The following is a 16,956-nucleotide window of genomic DNA, read 5'->3' as shown; positions in this document are numbered from 1 at the left end:
TTTCGGGCTCTCGGCTGCCGGCCTGCGCAAGCCGATCACTAGGAAATAAAGAGCTTTCTGTCGATCTGCGTCAGTCGTTCGGCGCCGGTCGCGGTGACCAGCATGGTTTCACTGAACGCCATTCCCTCGGCCCAGGTATACATGTGAAACACCATGCCCTCTTCGAGGCGCCACGCCGAATTGGCCAGGAAGACGCGCGTGAAATCGCTGGTGCGTGGGATCGTCACGAGCCCGAGGGTGTAGCCCGTGATGTTGGTGTAGCTGTCGCGCAGGCCTGCCTTCAGGACGCCCTCGCGCAGAATGGCGTCGACTTCACCGGCATGAGCGCCCGGCCGCATGGCCTGGAACTGCGCATCCTGGAGGCTGATGAGAGCCTGCGCGGCCTCTCGCTGTCGCGCGCTGGGGGCGCCGACCGAGACGGGGCGCATGGAGCGCGCGGTATAGCCGCGCAGATGCGGCACCATCTCGATATGGACGATATCGCCATTGGCCAGGATGCGGTTGCCCAGGCCGCCATGCAGGGTGCTGGAGCGGGGACCGGACTGCATCAGGAGAAGCCGCGTATTATCGGCTCCGGCTTTCAGGGCAGCGCTCGTGATGGCGGCCGCGACCTCACGTTCGGGCACGCCGGCGCGCGATGCCTCTGCACCGGCAAGCGTCGCGACGTCGCAGATGCCGGCGCAGCGCCGGAGATAGTCGATCTCGCGGGGCGATTTCCGCAGCCGCTGCTCCCACATATGGCCACCGAAATCGATGAAAGTCGCCTCATCAAGGGCCGCCTTGAACGCCTTGAGGCGTTTGGGAAGAAGAATGTGAGAGTCGGTTTCCACCGCAATGCGGCTTTTCCCGAAGCCGCGGCGTTTCAATTCGGCGATGACGATCGCGATCGGATCGTCCCCGTCATCGAAGAGAATATGATCTTTGGTCCAGCTCATTTCTTCGAGCATAGGACCGTCGAGGGAGCGCACGATCATCACCGGCTCGCCGGCTGCAGGCATCAGGCAGCACTGGTACATGGCGGCGGTCGGAATATGTCCGGTGAAATAGGCAAGGTGCTCGAATTCATCGATGATGAGCACATCGGCGCCCACATCCTTCATGCGTTCGCGTAGGACTGCCACGCGCGCGGCATATTCTTCGAGCGGAAAAGCGAAGACCTTAGGTGTGGACATGGCGATACTTCCGGTGGCTCAGCCGAGGCGAACGAGATGGCGGGGAGATTGGGTCAGGCGCCGGGCGCCGTCATCCGTGACGACAACGATATCTTCGATGCGAACGCCCCAGCGCTCCGGAATGTAGATGCCGGGTTCATTGGAGAAAACCATTCCCGCCGCGAGCGGCGTCGCATTGCCCGCCACGATATAGGGTTCCTCATGGGCCGCGAGGCCGATACCGTGGCCGAGGCGATGGGTAAAGTAGGATCCGAACCCCTTGTCGCTGATGATCCGCCGCGCGATCGCATCGATCTCCTCAGCGGGAACACCCGGACGCACGGCCCGGAACGCCGCCTCCTGCGCGTCGTGGACGATGTCATAAATGGCCTGAAATTCGGGGCTTGGTTCGCCGGAAACCGCGACGCGGCAGATATCGCCGTAGTAGCCGTCGAAGCAGCCGGCGAAATCGAAGACCACCGGCTCCCCGGCGCGGATCACATGATCGCTGCCGTGGTGCAGCGGCGAGGCGCCATTGGCGCCGGCCCCGACATCGACCCAGCTGACCTCGCTGAAACCCTCCTGCCGCATGAGCCGGTCGATATCGGCCCTGAGCTCCAGTTCCGTGCGGCCGAGCATGGAGGGTGTCGTCGCGCAGAACCGGGCCCATACGGCATCGATGCGCGCAGCCGCAGCCTCTAACGCCGCGATTTCCTCCGCGCCCTTGGTGCGGCGCTGACCGTCGATGACCGAGGCGCCGCTACGGAGCGCGATGTCAGGCAGGAGCGCCTTGAGCGCGAGAAGAAAACCGCTCCAGAACTCGGGATTGACCGCAACGGTCCTGGCGGCGGCCTCCTGTGCGACGAGCGCGACATGCTCCAGCGGATTCTCGGCCTCGTCCCAGATCGCGATGTCCACGCCGGCGATGCCTGCATAAAGCGGCGCCTGCAAGCGTGGCGTGAAAATCCGGTCGCGGCCGTCGGCGCCGATCGCGAGCGCGACGAAGCGCTCGGTGGCGATCGCGTTTTTCCCCGCGAAATAGCGAAAACCTGGCCCGGGCCCCAAAAGCAGCAGGTCGATATCGGCGGATCGCAGGGCCCTGCGCGCACGGTCGCGGCGCGTGGAGAACAGGTCGGACATGGACGCACTTTCGCGGCGGAACGACGGCTGCCCTTAAAGCCGGATTGAGGGGCAATCATCGCGAATTGGCTATGGCATGCTGCATGCAGTGTGTTTAATCTGGAACCGGCGCCTCTCGATTGTCAAGCGCGTCCAAGATCGTCGTCCACTTTCTTCCGGAGTTTCCCATGAACGAACCCGCTTCACCCCGCGCCGTCGTCCTCAACTATTATGATGTGGTCTGGGACAAGCGTCAGCCCGATGCCATCGACAGTCTGTTCGCCCCCGGATACCTCAATCACGCGGGTGCCCGCGGCGTGCTCGCAGGTCCGGCCGGTATCCACAAGAACTATGATTCGCTCGTGTCGGCCTTTCCGGACGTGCGCTTCACGCTGGATGACGTCCTCGTTGACGGCGAGAAGGTCGTCGTCCGTTACACGATGCTAGCGACCCATCAGGGCGAGTTTCAGGGGCGCGCGGCGACGGGCCGTGCGGTAACCGTTCCGGGCATCGGGATCTACCGGGTGGCCGATGGCCAGATCCAGGAGAGCTGGGTGCTGCGCGACAGCCTCGTGCTCCAGCGCCAGCTCGACGGCGCAGCCTGAGGGGGGATAGCGATGGCGGATTGGCGGGACTATCTCGAGGAGCGACAGGCCTCCTTTGTCGAGGATCTCAAGGACTTCCTGCGTATCCCGAGCATCTCCGCCGATCCGGCCCATCTGCCGGACGTCGATCGCGCCGCGGCTTGGGTCGCGGCGAGGCTACAAGCCGCTGGCCTCGCCGATGTCGAGGTGCTCCGCGCCGGGCGCTATCCGATGGTCTATGGGGATTGGCTTGGCGCGCCCGGCCAGCCTACGGTGCTGATCTACGGGCATTTCGACGTGCAGCCCGTGGATCCCGTCGAGGCCTGGACCGATCCGCCGTTCTCCCCGACGATCCGGGATGGACGCATCTATGCGCGCGGGGCTTCCGACGACAAGGGCAATATGCTGGCGCCTATTCTGGCGCTGGAGGCATTGCTGAAGACGCACGGGCGCCTGCCCGTGAATGTGAAAGTGCTGTTCGAAGGCCAGGAAGAAATCCTCAGTCCTGATCTGCCGGATTTCGTGGCCCTTCATCGCACGCGTCTCGCCTGCGACATGGCGATCAGTGCCGATGGCTGGCAGTGGAGCGCAACCGAGGCGGATCTCCGTGTCGGGCTGCGCGGTATCTGTGCTCTCGAAGTCGTGGCCCAGGGGCCTGCGACAGACCTTCACGCAGGCCTCTATGGCGGCGCGGTCGCCAATCCGGTCCACGCGCTCGTCGCCCTCCTTGCAAGTATCCACGATGCATCCGGCCGGGTGACGATCCCCGGCTTCTATGACGATGTGCGCGCGCCGAGCGATGACGAGCGGCGCCGGCTCGCGGCCATTCCCTTCGACGAAGCCCGTTATCGCCGCGCGATCGGGGTGTCGGCGCTGGCGGGGGAGGTCGGGTTCACGACCCGCGAACGCATCGGGATACGGCCGACCTTCGAGATCAATGGCATCACGGGAGGCTATACCGGACCTGGCGTGAAGACGATCATTCCGTCGTCGGCGCGCGCGGCGGTCACCTGTCGGCTGGTGCCGGATCAAGCGCCGGAGACGGTCGCGCTGGCCGTCAAGCGCCATCTCGAAAGCCAGCGGCTCAATGGTATTGAGATCACCGTCAATATCCTGCCCAATGCCGCCTCGCCTTATCTCATTCCCATGGATCATCCCGCTAATCGGGCCGCGCGCGATGTTCTTGTCACGCTCTACGGGCGCGAGCCCTATTACACCCGCTCGGGCGGCTCCATTCCGATCCTCGATCTTTTTCGCCGGGAACTCGATGCCTATACGGTGATCTACGGCTTCGGCCTGCCGGACGAGAACTTCCATGCGCCGGACGAATTTCTGCGCCTGGACAATTTCCGCCGCGGGCAGGAAGCCTATGCGCTTCTCCTCGAGCAAATCCGGCTTAGATGGAATCGTCTGATACCATCTAAGCCGGTGAATTTGCTCGTCGATTTTTGCTCTAGAGCATTTTCGAGCGAAGTGGACATCGGTTCGCGTGAAGAAAATGCGTAAAAACAAAGGCCTAGAGCATATTCGGTGAACCGGAGTTCACCGAATATGCTCTAAATCGTATTGCCGAATTTTCGCGCGGGAACATCACACGGCAAGCTTGAAAAGACCTGCAATGCCAAGGCGATGACTTGGCCTGCGCGCAGATCGCCGCATTCATGGGCATTTGCCTCACCGCTTTCGCACAGAATCCGTGCATTTCAGGTTTGACTTGGTCGCAAAGTGCTGCATTCTGCATGCAGTAAACCGGCGCGCTTCCCTGAAGCCAGCGCCTTACAAGGCGGGCTCAAGCTGCCGCTATCGAAAGGGATGTGTCATGGCTTTCACCCTCACCGCAGAGCAACAGCGCTGGGTCGATATTGCCAGTTCTCTCGCGCCGGACATTGCGAAAGCGTCGCGCCGTGACGATGAGGCGGCGGCGTTTCCGACCGAGACATTTGCGCTGCTGCGTGAGGCGGGAATCTTGAACCTTGCTGTGCCGCGGCAGTTCGGCGGGGAGGGGCCTGCCACCGGCAACGCACATCTGACGGCTTACCTGGTGACCGAGCAGGTCTCACGCGCTTGTGCCGCGACCGGCTGGGATCTCATCATTCACTATCACCAGTGCGGTGCGGTCGCGCGCCTCGGCAACGACGAGCAGAAGCGCCGCATTCTGGGCGATGTCGTCACCAAGGGCGCCATCATGGGCTCCCTTGGCAGCGAGGTGAACCACCAAGAGCAGACGGCTGCCAAGGATGCGACGCGGAAGCTGATCTTCCAGGCCGAGATGGCGCCGGTAAAGGGCGGCTTCCTGGCCAATGCCGCGAAGCACTTCTGCTCCAATGCGCCGGTCGCGGACTATATGCTCTACTGGAGCATTGCCCCGGGGGCCAATGCCGCCACCGACGGGCTGACCCTGTCTATCGTCACGAAGGACAGCCCCGGCCTCACCTTCTCCCGCCACGGCTGGGACGATATCATCGGGCTGCGCAGCTCCGTGAGCTGGAGCGCCAAGCTCGACAATGTCTTCATCCCCTGGGACAACGTTCTGGGCGAACCCGGCGATTTCGTGCAGAAGGATCCCTATACCCTCGAGCTGTCGCAGGCGTTCCACCTGCTCGGCGCGGCCCAGGGCGCGCTCGACTATGTGCTGGAGGTGCTCAGGGCGCGGCCGTTCCTGCAGAACGAGGAAGGGTTGATGGTCACGCTCGGCGAATTGTCGGGTGAGGTCCAGGCCTCGCGCGGGTCCTGTCTCATTGCCAACTCACTGTGGGAGCAGGAGCGCTTCGGTGACGCTGCGCTCGCCTCGCTGCGTGCCCATCACACGGCTCGCGAGACGGCGATCCACGTCATCACCAAGGTGTTCGACATGGTCGGCACGCGCGCGCTCTTCAAGACGGCTCCGCTCGAGCGCTTGTGGCGGGACGTGCGTACCGCCTCGCTGCATACGCGGGCATCGCAGTTGCTGCGCCTCGTCGCCGATGCCGACGTTGCAGGGCACTACGCGCCGAAACAGAAATATGGCGCGCTCGTCGACAAGCCCAAGACCTGGGCCGATCTCGGCATCGCCCGTGAGCCGTCGTCAGCTGTGGCGTGAAGCTAATACGCGCTGCGCATCTGTTCGAAGACCAGGAATGACGAGGGTGAAATGCCGCAGGGTGCAAGCCTTTCCCTACGCGACCTCGAGAAATACTACGATGGCAGTGGCGCCGTGCTCGGCGTCTCGCTCGATCTGGAGCCAGGCAAGTTTCTCACCTTGCTCGGACCGAGCGGCTCCGGCAAGACGACGACATTGATGATGATAGCCGGTTTCGTCGACCCGACCGCTGGCGAAATTCTCGTGAACGGCCGTTCGGTGACGCGCGTACCCGCCCACAAGCGGGATATGGGCATGGTCTTTCAGAGCTACGCGCTGTTTCCTCATATGACCGTGCGGGAGAATGTCGGGTTTCCGCTCCGGATGCGCGGTGTTGCCCGGTCGGAAGCGGAGGACCGGATAGCCACCTTCGTCAAGCTGGTCGGGCTGGAGGCCTTGGCCAAGCGCTATCCGCAACAGCTGTCGGGCGGACAGCAGCAGCGTGTGGCCCTGGCGCGCGCCATGGTGTTCAGTCCCTCGCTCGTGCTGATGGATGAACCGCTCGGCGCGCTCGACCGGCGACTGCGCCTGCAGATGCAGGAAGAGATCAAGGGTATCCAGCGCGAGCTTGGCCTGACGGTGATCTATGTCACCCATGACCAGGAAGAGGCGCTGACCATGTCGGACGTCGTCGCGGTCATGGATGGCGGGCGCATTTCCAGCTACGGCAGCCCGCGGGACATCTACGAGCGGCCGCAGAACCGCTTCGTTGCCAATTTCATCGGCGAGTCGAATTTCATCCCGTGCCGTCTCGGCGACCAGGGGGAGGCGCGCCGATGCGAACTCATCTCCGGTCACTCCGTCGCGATCGCGCCGACGGATGCACCGGCCGGGTCTTCCGCCGTCATCTTCCTGCGGCCGGAACGGTTGCGGCTGTGCAAGGCCGATGATCCGCTCCCCAACAAGGTTCCCGGACGCATAACCGGCGAGATCTATTTAGGCGATTCCTCCCTTTACAGGGTTCGCATCGCGGAAGGCGTGGAAGTGAAGGTCAAACGCCCGAATCGCGGCATCGGCATGCCAATTGTCGAAGGCGATGAACTGATGGTGGGATGGAAAACGACCGATAGTGTCATACTGCAGACTTGAAAGAGGATGCAGCCGAGAACGACGCAATTTCGCTGATCCAAAAAATACAATCCAGAGGAGATTTCGCATGTTGCAAGGACGTCAGATTTCGGGCCGGCTCAAGCGGAGCTTGGCCGCCCTCTCCGTGACTGTTGCGCTGGTCGGGGCGGGGGCCGCGGTCGCGCAGGATAAGAACGCCGGCGAACTGGTCGTTCTCTCGCTGGGCGGCAGCTATCAGGACGCGCAGAGCAAAGAATGGTTCAAGCCTTTCGCGGAACAGAGCGGCGTCAAGGTTTCCGAGGCCTCCGGCTATAATTTCGCCAAGCTCAAGGTCATGATCGAGTCCGGCAATGTCGAAGCGGATGTCGTCGATATCTCTGCGGATACGATGACCGCACTGGCTGAGGCCGGACTTCTCGAGAAGATCGATTGGTCGAAGATTCCCGCGTCCTGTCAGGCCGGGATCCCGGCTGACATGAAGAAGGCCTTTGCCCTGCCTACCATCCAATGGGCTATGGTCATGGCCTATAACACGAGCAAGGTTCCGCAGGACAAGGCTCCCAAGACATGGGCGGACTTCTGGAACGTCGAGGCCTTCCCGGGCAAGCGCGCCTCGATCGGCGCGACCCGTCCGCCGGTCGAGCAGGCCACGCTCGCAATCAATGGTGACCTTGCGAAGCTCTATCCGTTCGATCTGAATGCAGCCTTCGACAAGATCAAGTCGCTCGGCAGCGCGATGATCTTCGCCGATGGCTATGCGCAGGTCGCACAATACCTTGCCGACGGCGAGGCCGACATGGTGATCATCCCCAACGGCCGTGTCGGGCCTTTGGTCGCAGCCGGTCGGCCTGTTGCGATCAACTGGAACCAGCATCTCACCTTCCCGAACTTCTTCGCGATCCCGAAGGGTGCGCCTAACAAGGATAATGCGATGAAGTTCCTGGCTTATGTGTGCCAGCCCGAAGTCCTTGCGAAGATCGCCGCGCCCACCAATTACGGGCCGATCAACGTCGACGCCTATAAGTTCATATCGCCGGAGGTCGCCAAACTCCTGCCCGGCAATCCGGAGACGGTGGCCCTCGGGCGTCCCATCGATACGGTGTTCCTGAGCAAGTCTCGCCCCGATATCGCGAAGGGTTGGGCGCGGCTGGCGGTCCGCTGAAGCAACTCAGCGGACGTGTCCAGTATGTGCACATTCGAGATCGCGTAGTCGAAAATGGACCTTCCGGCGAAGCCCGCGCAACGCCGGAAGGGCAGAGATCACGCAGGTTCGTATTAGACCATCCAAGCAAAATAGAGCGGCAATCCAAACCATGGTCTTGCGTGATGTCGGCGGGTGCAGCCGGGCCGGGGTTTCTGCCCCGGCGTGCCGGATCTCCATGAGGTTGAGCAACCGATGACGGATACCACCTTCCCGATCCCTGCGGCGGCCGGCCGAGGGCCCAGGCGCCTCGCCGGGCGCTTTCCCTGGCTCATGGCACCGGCGGCCGTCTTCTATGTCGTTTTCTTCGGTTGGCCACTTCTGCAAATGCTGTGGAGCAGCATATGGAGTGATGGCTTTACGTTTGCCGGTTATGCCGAATTCTTCAGTGAGCCCGTGTACTGGTGGGTTCTTGGCTATACGATGGTCATCGGCGTGGTGACCCTCGTCTTGACCTTGGGCATCGGCTATCCCGTGGCCTATTGGCTCGTCGGGCTCAACAAGACATGGACCGTCGTGCTCATGGCTTTCGTGCTCATCCCGTTCTGGAGCAGCGGGCTGGTGCGCACCTATGCCTGGCTTGTCATTCTCGGCCGGCAAGGGCTTGTGAACACGACCCTGATAAGCTTCGGCTGGATCGATGAGCCCATGCCCTTCCTCGGCACGCATACGGCCGTTCTCGTCGGCCTGACCTATTATTTGCTGCCGTATATGATCCTGTGTCTGTTCAGTGTGATGAACAATATCGACCGCAACCTGATGCTTGCAGCGCGGAATCTCGGAGCTTCACCGTTACGCGCGTTCTTTGCGATCTTCGTCCCCTTGACGAAGCCTGGTGTATTCGCGGGCAGCTTTCTTGTCTTCATGCTGGCTGTCGGAATGTATATCACGCCGGCCTTGCTCGGCGGTCCGGACCAGACGACCCTGCCGCTCGTCATCGCGTTGCAGATCAACGAAGCGTTGGACTGGACACTGGCAGCTGCCTTGTCGATGATCCTGCTCGTCGTTTCTGTCGCCATCCAGATCTTTGCCAACCGTTACGTCGATTTCGACAAGATGTGGGGAGGTGCGCGATGAGCACGCAACGCATGACCCTGGCGCCCTCGCGCCGATCGCCCGTCAGTATTCTTCTGGCGGCCTTCTCGATCACGGTTCTCGCCATCCTCTTCGCGCCGATCGTCGTGATCGTCGTCGTCTCGTTCTCGCCCGGCGACATCATGGAGTTTCCGCCACAGGGCTTTTCGCTGCGCTGGTATGAGGCCTATGTCTCGAACCCCATGTGGATGACCGCGACGCGCATCAGCTTTCTGGTAGCCACCTTGACGGCGATCCTCTCCCTCGTGCTGGGCTTCATGGTTTCGGTGGCGCTCGTGCGCTCGAGCTTCCCCGGAAAGAACGCGGTTCGCATCTTCCTGATGAGCCCGCTGATCATCCCGAAGATCATCATCGCCGTGGGCCTTTATTTTCTGTATGTCCGCATGCGGATCCTCGGGACGACCTTCGGGCTCGTCGCGGCCCATACGCTGATCGCCATGCCCTATGTCGTCATGATCATTTCGGCAGCGCTCTACAGTTTCGACAGGCGGCTGGAATGGGCGGCGCGCGGGCTCGGCGCCTCGCCGCTCTCCGCACTGCGCCATGTCACCTTTCCCATGTTGCGCCCGGCGATCATCAGCGCAGCCTTGTTCGCCTTCATCGCGTCCTTCGACGATATCATCCTCAGCCTGTTTTTGACCAAGCTGACCGCGCCGACCTTGCCGCGGCAGATCTGGGTGAATGTTCAGCAGATCATCGATCCGACCATTGCGGCCGTATCCACCTTGATGACACTGATCTCCGTTCTCGGGTTATGGCTCGTCGCCCTCATTCAGAAACTGTCATCGCGGGGATGATCGCGATGGCAGGGCGCGCGGCGACGCAATTTTGGGGCTGGCCGATGACGGCAGGGGAAGCTATGGCTTTTCATGATGCTGACGAAGGAGTGGGGTTCGGCTCTCAATGAATGGCGAGATCGAGCTTTTGCAAGCTGTGCAACGCGAGCCGGTGGTCAAGCATGTCCACCGGGAGCTGCGGCGCGCCATCTTGCAGGGGCGCTTTGCCGTCCAGTCCAGGCTCGTCGAGACAGCCATCGCGAAACTCCTGAATGTCAGTCGCACCCCGGTGCGCGAGGCCATTTCAAAGCTCGAGCTGGAAGGGCTCGTGCGTCGCCTGCCCGGCGGTGGCGTCGTGGTGGAGGACACCAGCTCGAAGCTCTCGGAAGTCATCGTGCTGCGCCAAAGCCTTGAAGGCGCTGCGGCGCGGCTGATCTGCATGCGGGCAAGCGATGCGGAGCTGGCCGCCTTTCGCGCGGAATGCCAGAGCATTCTGAAGGCCTTGCCGACGATGGCGGTACAGCAGCGCGCCAATCTCGACCGGAAGTTCCACCTCCATCTCGGTGAACTGTCGGCGAGCACGCGTCTCGCTAACCTCATCGAGGAATTCTACGAATATTCCGACAGCGAGCTTGCACCCGCCGGTAACGCTGCCGAGGTGGTTCAACTGCAAAAGCAGCATGTCGCCATCGCCGATGCCCTCGTCGCCCGCGACGCCGCCCGCGCCGAGGCGGCGATCCGGGATCATCTCGAAACCGTCCTCACGATCGTCCGCGCCCGCGTCCAGGCGTGAGCGCATCTGCCCCCCCCCCCCCCCCCCCCCCCCCCGGGGGGGGGTAGCACGGCGGCCCGGCAATCTGCGCTCCCGCTTTCGGACGCTCGTCTTTTTCCGGCGCGCATTTTCAGCTCCCGCAAAGGGGACGCGGTCGCGCTTCTTCGCACGCGTCCCGCGATGACTCAGCTTGACGATCGTTCTCGATGTCATTATCGATATCTATAATGATGAACAGCTCAGCCGTTAAACTCATCCGTCCAGCCGATCACGTTTACGGAATCGTCAAGCGGCGGATCATGCTGAACGAGCTCAAGCCGATGTCCGTGCTGACCGAACTCGGTCTCGCGCATGAGATCGGCTGCAGTCAGGGCACGATACGGGAGGCCTTGCTGCGCCTGCAGGAAGATGGGCTGGTCATTCGCACCGGGCGCCGCGGCACTGTTGTCACGCGCCTGGAAGACGAGGAGGCGGAGGAAATGCTGGCGCTGCGGCGGCGCCTCGAGATGCGCGGCGCGGAGCGCGCGACCCGGAATGTCGACGCGCGCTCGCTCGATGCGATCATGGCCATTCGCGAGACGATGAACGAAGCCGCGGACGCCGGCGATGAGTTCCAGCTCATCGAGGCGGACAAGGATTTTCATCTTGCGATCTTCAGGCTCTCGCAGCTCGAGGCGCTCGAGCAGATCCTCGCGCGGTGCATCATGCATACCCATCGGTCCAAGCTGTGGGCGCCGCGCCATCGCCGATCTCTCGACGAGACGGCGCGGCGCCACGACATCTTGATTGATCGGCTTGCTGCGCGCGACGGAAAGGGGCTTGCCGATGAACTCGGCCTGCATATCGATACGATCGTGCTCGAAGACGAGCCGTCGGACGCGGTCAGATAGTCGTCATGGCCTCTTCCGTTCTGCTCTGCGAAGGAGGGGCGGCGGCAAGGCTGGTTCATGTCAGAGAGGATGACGAGCGCCGTTGAGAGCCTGCGGTGGCAAGGCGCGCTGACATGCTGAGACAGGAAGGCGCGGCGTTTCCGCCCAAAAAATCGGCGGGGGCGCCGGAGGGGACGGTTGGGCGAAGCTGAGATCGCCCGGCAATCGAAGAACAATATCCTGGGAGAGAAAACACATGGAACGCAGAGATTTCCTGAAACTCGTGGGTGCCGCGGCCGTCGGCGCACCGCTCGCCTCTACCCTCGCCGCGCCGGCGATCGCGCAGGCGCCGACGACCGTGCGCTGGTGGTATCATTTCGATAACCCGCAGAACTCTCCCGCCGACCTCGTTGCCAAATTCGAGAAGGAAAACCCGGGGATCAAGATCCAGGCCGAGGCGATCCCGTGGGGCGGCGGCAATGACTATCAGACCCGGCTCTTTGCCGCCCTCGTCGCCGGCAATGCGCCCGACAGCGCCATGGTGCGCCTGTCCTGGGCAGCGCGCCTGCATTCGATGAAGGCGCTTGAGCCGCTGGACCCGTTCCTCGCGAAATGGAACGCGCGGACCGATATCGACGACAATATTTGGAAAATCGTCGGCGGCGGGTCGCAGCAGAAGTACTATCTGCCTCTGCAATATGTCGTGATTTATCTGTATTACCGTCAGGACCTGCTGCAGCAAGCCGGCCTGAAGGCGCCCGAGACGTTCCAGGACTTCCAGGCCGTCGCCAAGGCCTTGACCAAGGGCGACGTCGCGGGCTTCGGCATGCGCGGCGGCGCCGGCGGCTTCGACAACTGGGGGCCGTTCGTCCTTGGTGGCGGCGCGAGCTTCGACAAGGGCGGCATGGTGACCGAGAAGGCGCTCGCGGCCAACCGGTTCTATGTCGATCTCGCGACGAAGGACAAGATCGTGCCGGCCTCCGCTCCGACCGACAGCTTCCGGCAGATCGTCGACGCCTTTAAAGCCGGGCGGACGGGCATGATGATCCACCACGTCGGTTCCGCGGCCGAAATTCAGGCGGCGCTGGGCGACAAGGTCTCCGCGAAGCGTGTGCCGGTCGGTCCCGACGGCAAGGGCTGGACCTATTTCGGCGACGAATCCAACGCGATCTTTGCGGCGAGCAAGGCGAAGGAAGCGACGTTCCGCTGGATCAGCTTCCTGTCGACGGCCGAGAACAATACGGCGCTGACGAAGCTCACGGGCCAGCTGCCGGTTTCGTCGAAGGCCAATGCCGACTGGGTGCCGCAGCGCTTCGTCGACGCAAGCCGCGCGTCGGTGTCGATCGCCGGTCCGCTGCCGGACAGCCCGAAGACGCCCGATTTCATCGGCCGCATCTGGCCGACCAACATGCAGCGCGCGCTCACCGGGCAGATCTCGCCCGATGATATGATGAAGGCCATCGAACAGCACTTCCACGGCTGACGAGTCCCATGGCGAGTATTACGTCGTCTTATCCTCACACGGTTGCGCCGCCATCGCGGCGCAACTTCACCCCGTTCTGGTTTCTGCTTCCCGCATTGCTGGTGACGGCCGCCGTTGTTCTGGTTCCTGTTCTTCAGACATTTTGGCTCAGCCTGCACGATTACCTTCTCTACGCCCCCGATGACACGCGCTTCATCGGGCTCGGAAACTTCAGAGCGATCCTCGGCGACGAGGTGTTCTGGATTTCGCTCGGCCATTCTTTCATCTGGATCGTCGGTGTCGTCGGCCTGCAGTTTCTGCTCGGGCTCGGGACCGCGCTGCTCCTCAACCAGAGCTTCTGGTGGCGCAGCCTCGCCCGCTCGCTCGTCATCATTCCCTGGGCGCTTCCCAGCGTGATCATCGGGCTGATGTGGACCTGGATGTATGATTTCAATGTTGGCGTGATCAATGACGCGCTGCTGCGCTTCGGGGTCATCGAGACGCCGATCGCGTGGCTCGCCAATCCGTCGACCGCCCTCTACGCCATCATGTTTGCCCTCATCTGGCAGGGGTTTCCGTTCTTCGCGGTGACGATCCTTGCCGGCCTGCAGACCGTCCCGCAGGAGCTCTACGAGGCCGCGGAAATCGATGGCGCAACGCCCCGACAACAATTGTTCTCGATCACCCTGCCGTCCATTGCCGACGTCATCGCAACGGCACTCCTGCTGCGCACGATCTGGGTGGCGAATTCGCTCGACGTCATCCTGGTGATGACCGGCGGCGGCCCGGGATACGACACCCACACATTGCCGCTCTATGCCTTCATCAGGGCCTATACGGGCATGGAATTCGGCTATGGCGCCGCGCTTGCCCTGATCCTCACGTTTTTGCTCATGGCCGTCGTCTGGGCCTATGTCCGGCGCGCCTCGCGGGACCTGTCGCGATGATCGAACGCCGCTCCTATACACGCAGGCTCATCGAAGTCGAGATACCGATCCTCCTGATCGTAGTCTTCGCCATCGCGCCTTATGTCTGGATGATCCTGACCTCGATCAAGCCGCAGGCCGAACTCGCAGTCTTCCCCGTCCAGTATCTGCCGAAGAACGCGACGCTCGACCATTATCGCGACCTGATCGCCCGAACCTCTTTCGCCGGAAGCCTCTTCAACAGCCTCGTCATTGCGACGGGAGCGGTCGTCCTCGGGCTCGGGGTCGCGGTTCCTGCAGCCTATGCGTTTTCACGGTTCCGCTTCCGGGCGCGCACCGGCCTTATGACCGGTTTCCTGGTCATCAACATGTTCCCGATCGTCCTGCTCATCATTCCGCTCTTCCTGATGATGCGGAATCTGGGGCTGATCGATACCTATCTCGGCGTCATCATCGGACATTCGACATTCTCGATACCCTTTGCGATCTGGATGCTGACGAGCTACTTCAACGCCATCCCGAAAGACCTTGATGAAGCTGCCATGATCGATGGCGCAACTCGGATGGAGACGATCCGGCTTGTCGTGTTGCCGCTCATTCTGCCCGGCCTGATCACGGCGGGAATTTACATCTTCATTACGTCCTGGAACGAATATCTCTTCGCGATGATGCTCTCGGGGCAGGCTGTCAGGACCGTGACGGTGGCGCTGCAGCTCTTCATCGGTGAATTCACGGTCCAGTGGGGCCTTCTGACGGCAGGCGGCACGTTGATTGCCTTGCCTGTGACACTTCTTTTCCTTGTGGTGCAAAAGCGGCTCGTGGGTGGGCTCACGGCCGGCGCGGTGAAATCATGATTGAGACTGAGAACGCCATCGGTGTTATTTCGATGTTCTATGCGCGCCCGTTCACGCGCGACCACTTCGACTGCTTCCATCGCATGAAGAAGGCGGGCGCGGATGTGGTCGAGCTGCTCGTCCCCGAGCCGGGCGAGCTCGACCTTCGCGAGACCAAGGCCGCGATTGCCGATGCGGGCCTTTCCTGCGTGCTGGCCGCGCGCGTCAACCTGGCGCGGGATCTCTCCAGTGCCGACGAGGCCGCTTATAAAGGGGGTGTCGCCTATCTCGAGAGCACGGTCGATACCGCCGCCGCCCTGGGCGCTACCATCGTCGGCGGCCCGCTCTACGGCGCGCCGATGGTCTTCGCCGGCCGCGCGCCCACACCCATCACCGCGGACGAGCGCAAGCGCCGCGTCGATGCGGTCGTGGCCGGGCTGAAGCAGGCCGGCCGGCGCGCGGCAGACCAGGGCGTCGCCTTCGGCGTGGAGCCGCTCAATCGCTTCGAGAGCGACGTCTGCAACACGGCCCGGCACGCGCTGGAGATCGTCGACCGCGTGGACAATCCGGCCGTCGGCGTCATGCTGGATACCTTCCATATGAATATGGAGGAGTTCGACATCGCCGATGCGATCCGCAAGACGGGATCGAAGATCGTCCATTTCCAGGCGAACGAGAACAACCGCGGTTTTGTGGGGTCCGGTCATATCGACTGGGCAAGCGTCGCCCGCGCCATCCGCGATGTGGCCTATACCGGTCCGATCGTGCTGGAGCCGTTCCGCCGGTCCGACGAGGGCGCGGGTGTGACGCTCGCCCAGTGGCGGGCTCCCACCGTGAACGAAGATGGCGAGCTCGCCGCCAGCATCGCCTATCTCAAGGCCGCGCTCGCCTTTGCGCGCCAGACGGCCTGACCTGTCCATTCACCCTGTCGCGTGAGAACTGACATGACCACCCCCCTGCGTATCGGCTGGATCGGCTGCGGCACCCATGCCAATGAGATGCTGCTGCCCCAGCTCACCCGCCACGACGCGGTGATTCAAGCGCTGTGCGACATGTCCACCGAGCGGCTGGCGACAACCGGCCGGCGTTACGGCGTTGCGCCGGAGAACCAGCTGACCGACTGGCGGGCGCTGCTCGCGCGCGACGATATCGACGCCGTCGGCCTCGCCGTCGGGCCGCAGCTCCACTACGAGATCGGCCTCGCCGCTGTCGCCCGGGGCCTGCCGATCTTCATCGAGAAGCCGCCGGCACCGACGGCCCGCCAGGCGCAGGAACTGGCGGATGCGGCCGAAGCCCGCGGTGTGCCCGTGGTTCTCGGCTTCATGAAGCGCTATTCGACAGCCAACCGCATTGCGGCGAACGTCATCCATTCCGGGGAATTCGGCGCGACCGCCAGCTTCCTCGGTCAATATATGACGGCGCCGACTTATTTCGCCAAAGACGTCGACTATACAGGCTTCTACCTGCACCATTGCGTGCATTACTTTGATCTCGTGCCGCATCTTATGGGTGAGGTCGCGGACATCAGCGCGCGGCGCCACGAGATCGAACCGGGCAAGTTGCTGCTGCATGTCGATTTCCGCTTCGTCAATGGCGGTATCGGCACCCTGGTGATGGGGACCCACCAGTCGCGCGGCACGCCGATGGAATGGTGGCAGGTGATGGGCGACCATCGCCGGGTCGAAGTGCGCAACGTCCATGAGGTGCGCTACTACCGCAATCCACCATTCAAGGTCGCCAAGCTCGACGCGAGCCTCGTCGACGGCGAGGATACGCTCGTCTGGGAACCAAACCTCACCGCCGCGGCGAACGAGGACCACAAGGGCTATCACGCTCTTCTCGGCGAATTCATACGCGCGGCGCGCGGGGAGCGCGTGCCCGTCCCGAACGCGGCGGATGGCGCGCGCGCGATGGCTTTGCTGGAAAAAGCCATCGGCTAGTGGTGAATTTGCTCGTCTATTTCTGAGCGGAGCCAATCCGCA

The 16,956-nt window shown here is 62.7% G+C and carries 16 protein-coding genes; 14 read left to right on the top strand and 2 right to left on the bottom strand.

Annotated elements, in window-relative coordinates; all coding sequences use genetic code 11:
* Positions 1 to 38 precede the first annotated feature (38 nt).
* Positions 39 to 1,172 (bottom strand): M24 family metallopeptidase, encoded by a 1,134-nt coding sequence (locus tag C7450_RS25810; protein ID WP_110377350.1) that lies wholly within the window; start codon positions 1,170 to 1,172, stop codon positions 39 to 41.
* An 18-nt stretch (positions 1,173 to 1,190) separates the two neighbouring features.
* The gene (locus C7450_RS25805) at positions 1,191 to 2,291 is read right to left on the bottom strand and encodes a M24 family metallopeptidase (RefSeq protein ID WP_110377349.1); all 1,101 of its coding nucleotides are present in this window, start codon (positions 2,289 to 2,291) and stop codon (positions 1,191 to 1,193) included.
* Between the two features lie 167 nt (positions 2,292 to 2,458).
* Between C7450_RS25805 and C7450_RS25800 the strand changes: the two genes are divergently transcribed.
* The 14 genes from C7450_RS25800 to C7450_RS25735 all read left to right on the top strand — a co-directional run bounded on the left by C7450_RS25800 (position 2,459) and on the right by C7450_RS25735 (position 16,914).
* Positions 2,459 to 2,875: an ester cyclase gene (locus C7450_RS25800; RefSeq protein WP_146227535.1), complete on the top strand. Its 417-nt coding sequence runs from the start codon at positions 2,459 to 2,461 to the stop codon at positions 2,873 to 2,875.
* Positions 2,876 to 2,887: 12 nt separating this feature from the next.
* Positions 2,888 to 4,360: a dipeptidase gene (locus tag C7450_RS25795; RefSeq protein ID WP_110377347.1), complete on the top strand. Its 1,473-nt coding sequence runs from the start codon at positions 2,888 to 2,890 to the stop codon at positions 4,358 to 4,360.
* 313 nt (positions 4,361 to 4,673) lie between these two features.
* Positions 4,674 to 5,933, top strand: a complete 1,260-nt coding sequence (locus C7450_RS25790) for an acyl-CoA dehydrogenase family protein (RefSeq protein ID WP_110377346.1) — start codon at positions 4,674 to 4,676, stop codon at positions 5,931 to 5,933.
* 51 nt (positions 5,934 to 5,984) lie between these two features.
* Positions 5,985 to 7,061, top strand: a complete 1,077-nt coding sequence (locus tag C7450_RS25785; protein ID WP_110377345.1) for an ABC transporter ATP-binding protein — start codon at positions 5,985 to 5,987, stop codon at positions 7,059 to 7,061.
* A 67-nt stretch (positions 7,062 to 7,128) separates the two neighbouring features.
* Positions 7,129 to 8,202 (top strand): ABC transporter substrate-binding protein, encoded by a 1,074-nt coding sequence (locus tag C7450_RS25780; RefSeq protein WP_110377344.1) that lies wholly within the window; start codon positions 7,129 to 7,131, stop codon positions 8,200 to 8,202.
* 234 nt (positions 8,203 to 8,436) lie between these two features.
* On the top strand, positions 8,437 to 9,318 hold the full coding sequence (locus tag C7450_RS25775; RefSeq protein WP_110377343.1) for an ABC transporter permease: 882 nt from the start codon (positions 8,437 to 8,439) through the stop codon (positions 9,316 to 9,318).
* Complete coding sequence (locus C7450_RS25770; RefSeq protein WP_110377342.1) at positions 9,315 to 10,133, top strand: ABC transporter permease; 819 nt, start codon at positions 9,315 to 9,317, stop codon at positions 10,131 to 10,133. Before C7450_RS25775 ends, C7450_RS25770 begins: the two co-directional genes overlap by 4 nt.
* A 106-nt stretch (positions 10,134 to 10,239) precedes the next feature.
* Positions 10,240 to 10,905 (top strand): GntR family transcriptional regulator, encoded by a 666-nt coding sequence (locus tag C7450_RS25765; protein WP_110377341.1) that lies wholly within the window; start codon positions 10,240 to 10,242, stop codon positions 10,903 to 10,905.
* Positions 10,906 to 11,111: 206 nt separating this feature from the next.
* Positions 11,112 to 11,774, top strand: a complete 663-nt coding sequence (locus C7450_RS25760; RefSeq protein ID WP_170147434.1) for a GntR family transcriptional regulator — start codon at positions 11,112 to 11,114, stop codon at positions 11,772 to 11,774.
* Between the two features lie 235 nt (positions 11,775 to 12,009).
* Positions 12,010 to 13,236 carry an ABC transporter substrate-binding protein gene (locus C7450_RS25755; protein ID WP_110377339.1) on the top strand — a complete coding sequence of 409 codons (1,227 nt, stop codon included), beginning with the start codon at positions 12,010 to 12,012 and terminating at the stop codon, positions 13,234 to 13,236.
* 8 nt (positions 13,237 to 13,244) lie between these two features.
* Positions 13,245 to 14,162, top strand: a complete 918-nt coding sequence (locus tag C7450_RS25750) for a carbohydrate ABC transporter permease (protein WP_110377338.1) — start codon at positions 13,245 to 13,247, stop codon at positions 14,160 to 14,162.
* Positions 14,159 to 14,995, top strand: a complete 837-nt coding sequence (locus C7450_RS25745; protein ID WP_110377337.1) for a carbohydrate ABC transporter permease — start codon at positions 14,159 to 14,161, stop codon at positions 14,993 to 14,995. The genes C7450_RS25750 and C7450_RS25745 overlap by 4 nt, the downstream gene beginning before the upstream one ends.
* Positions 14,992 to 15,885, top strand: coding sequence for a sugar phosphate isomerase/epimerase family protein (locus C7450_RS25740; RefSeq protein ID WP_110377336.1), 894 nt, complete (start codon positions 14,992 to 14,994; stop codon positions 15,883 to 15,885). The genes C7450_RS25745 and C7450_RS25740 overlap by 4 nt, the downstream gene beginning before the upstream one ends.
* A 33-nt stretch (positions 15,886 to 15,918) precedes the next feature.
* A complete protein-coding gene (locus tag C7450_RS25735; RefSeq protein WP_110377335.1) occupies positions 15,919 to 16,914 on the top strand; it encodes a Gfo/Idh/MocA family protein in 996 nt (331 codons plus the stop codon).
* The last annotated feature ends 42 nt before the right edge of the window (positions 16,915 to 16,956 follow it).

This window comes from Chelatococcus asaccharovorans (assembly GCF_003201475.1).
Classification (GTDB): domain Bacteria; phylum Pseudomonadota; class Alphaproteobacteria; order Rhizobiales; family Beijerinckiaceae; genus Chelatococcus; species Chelatococcus asaccharovorans.
This window is presented reverse-complemented; position numbering and strand designations above follow the sequence as displayed.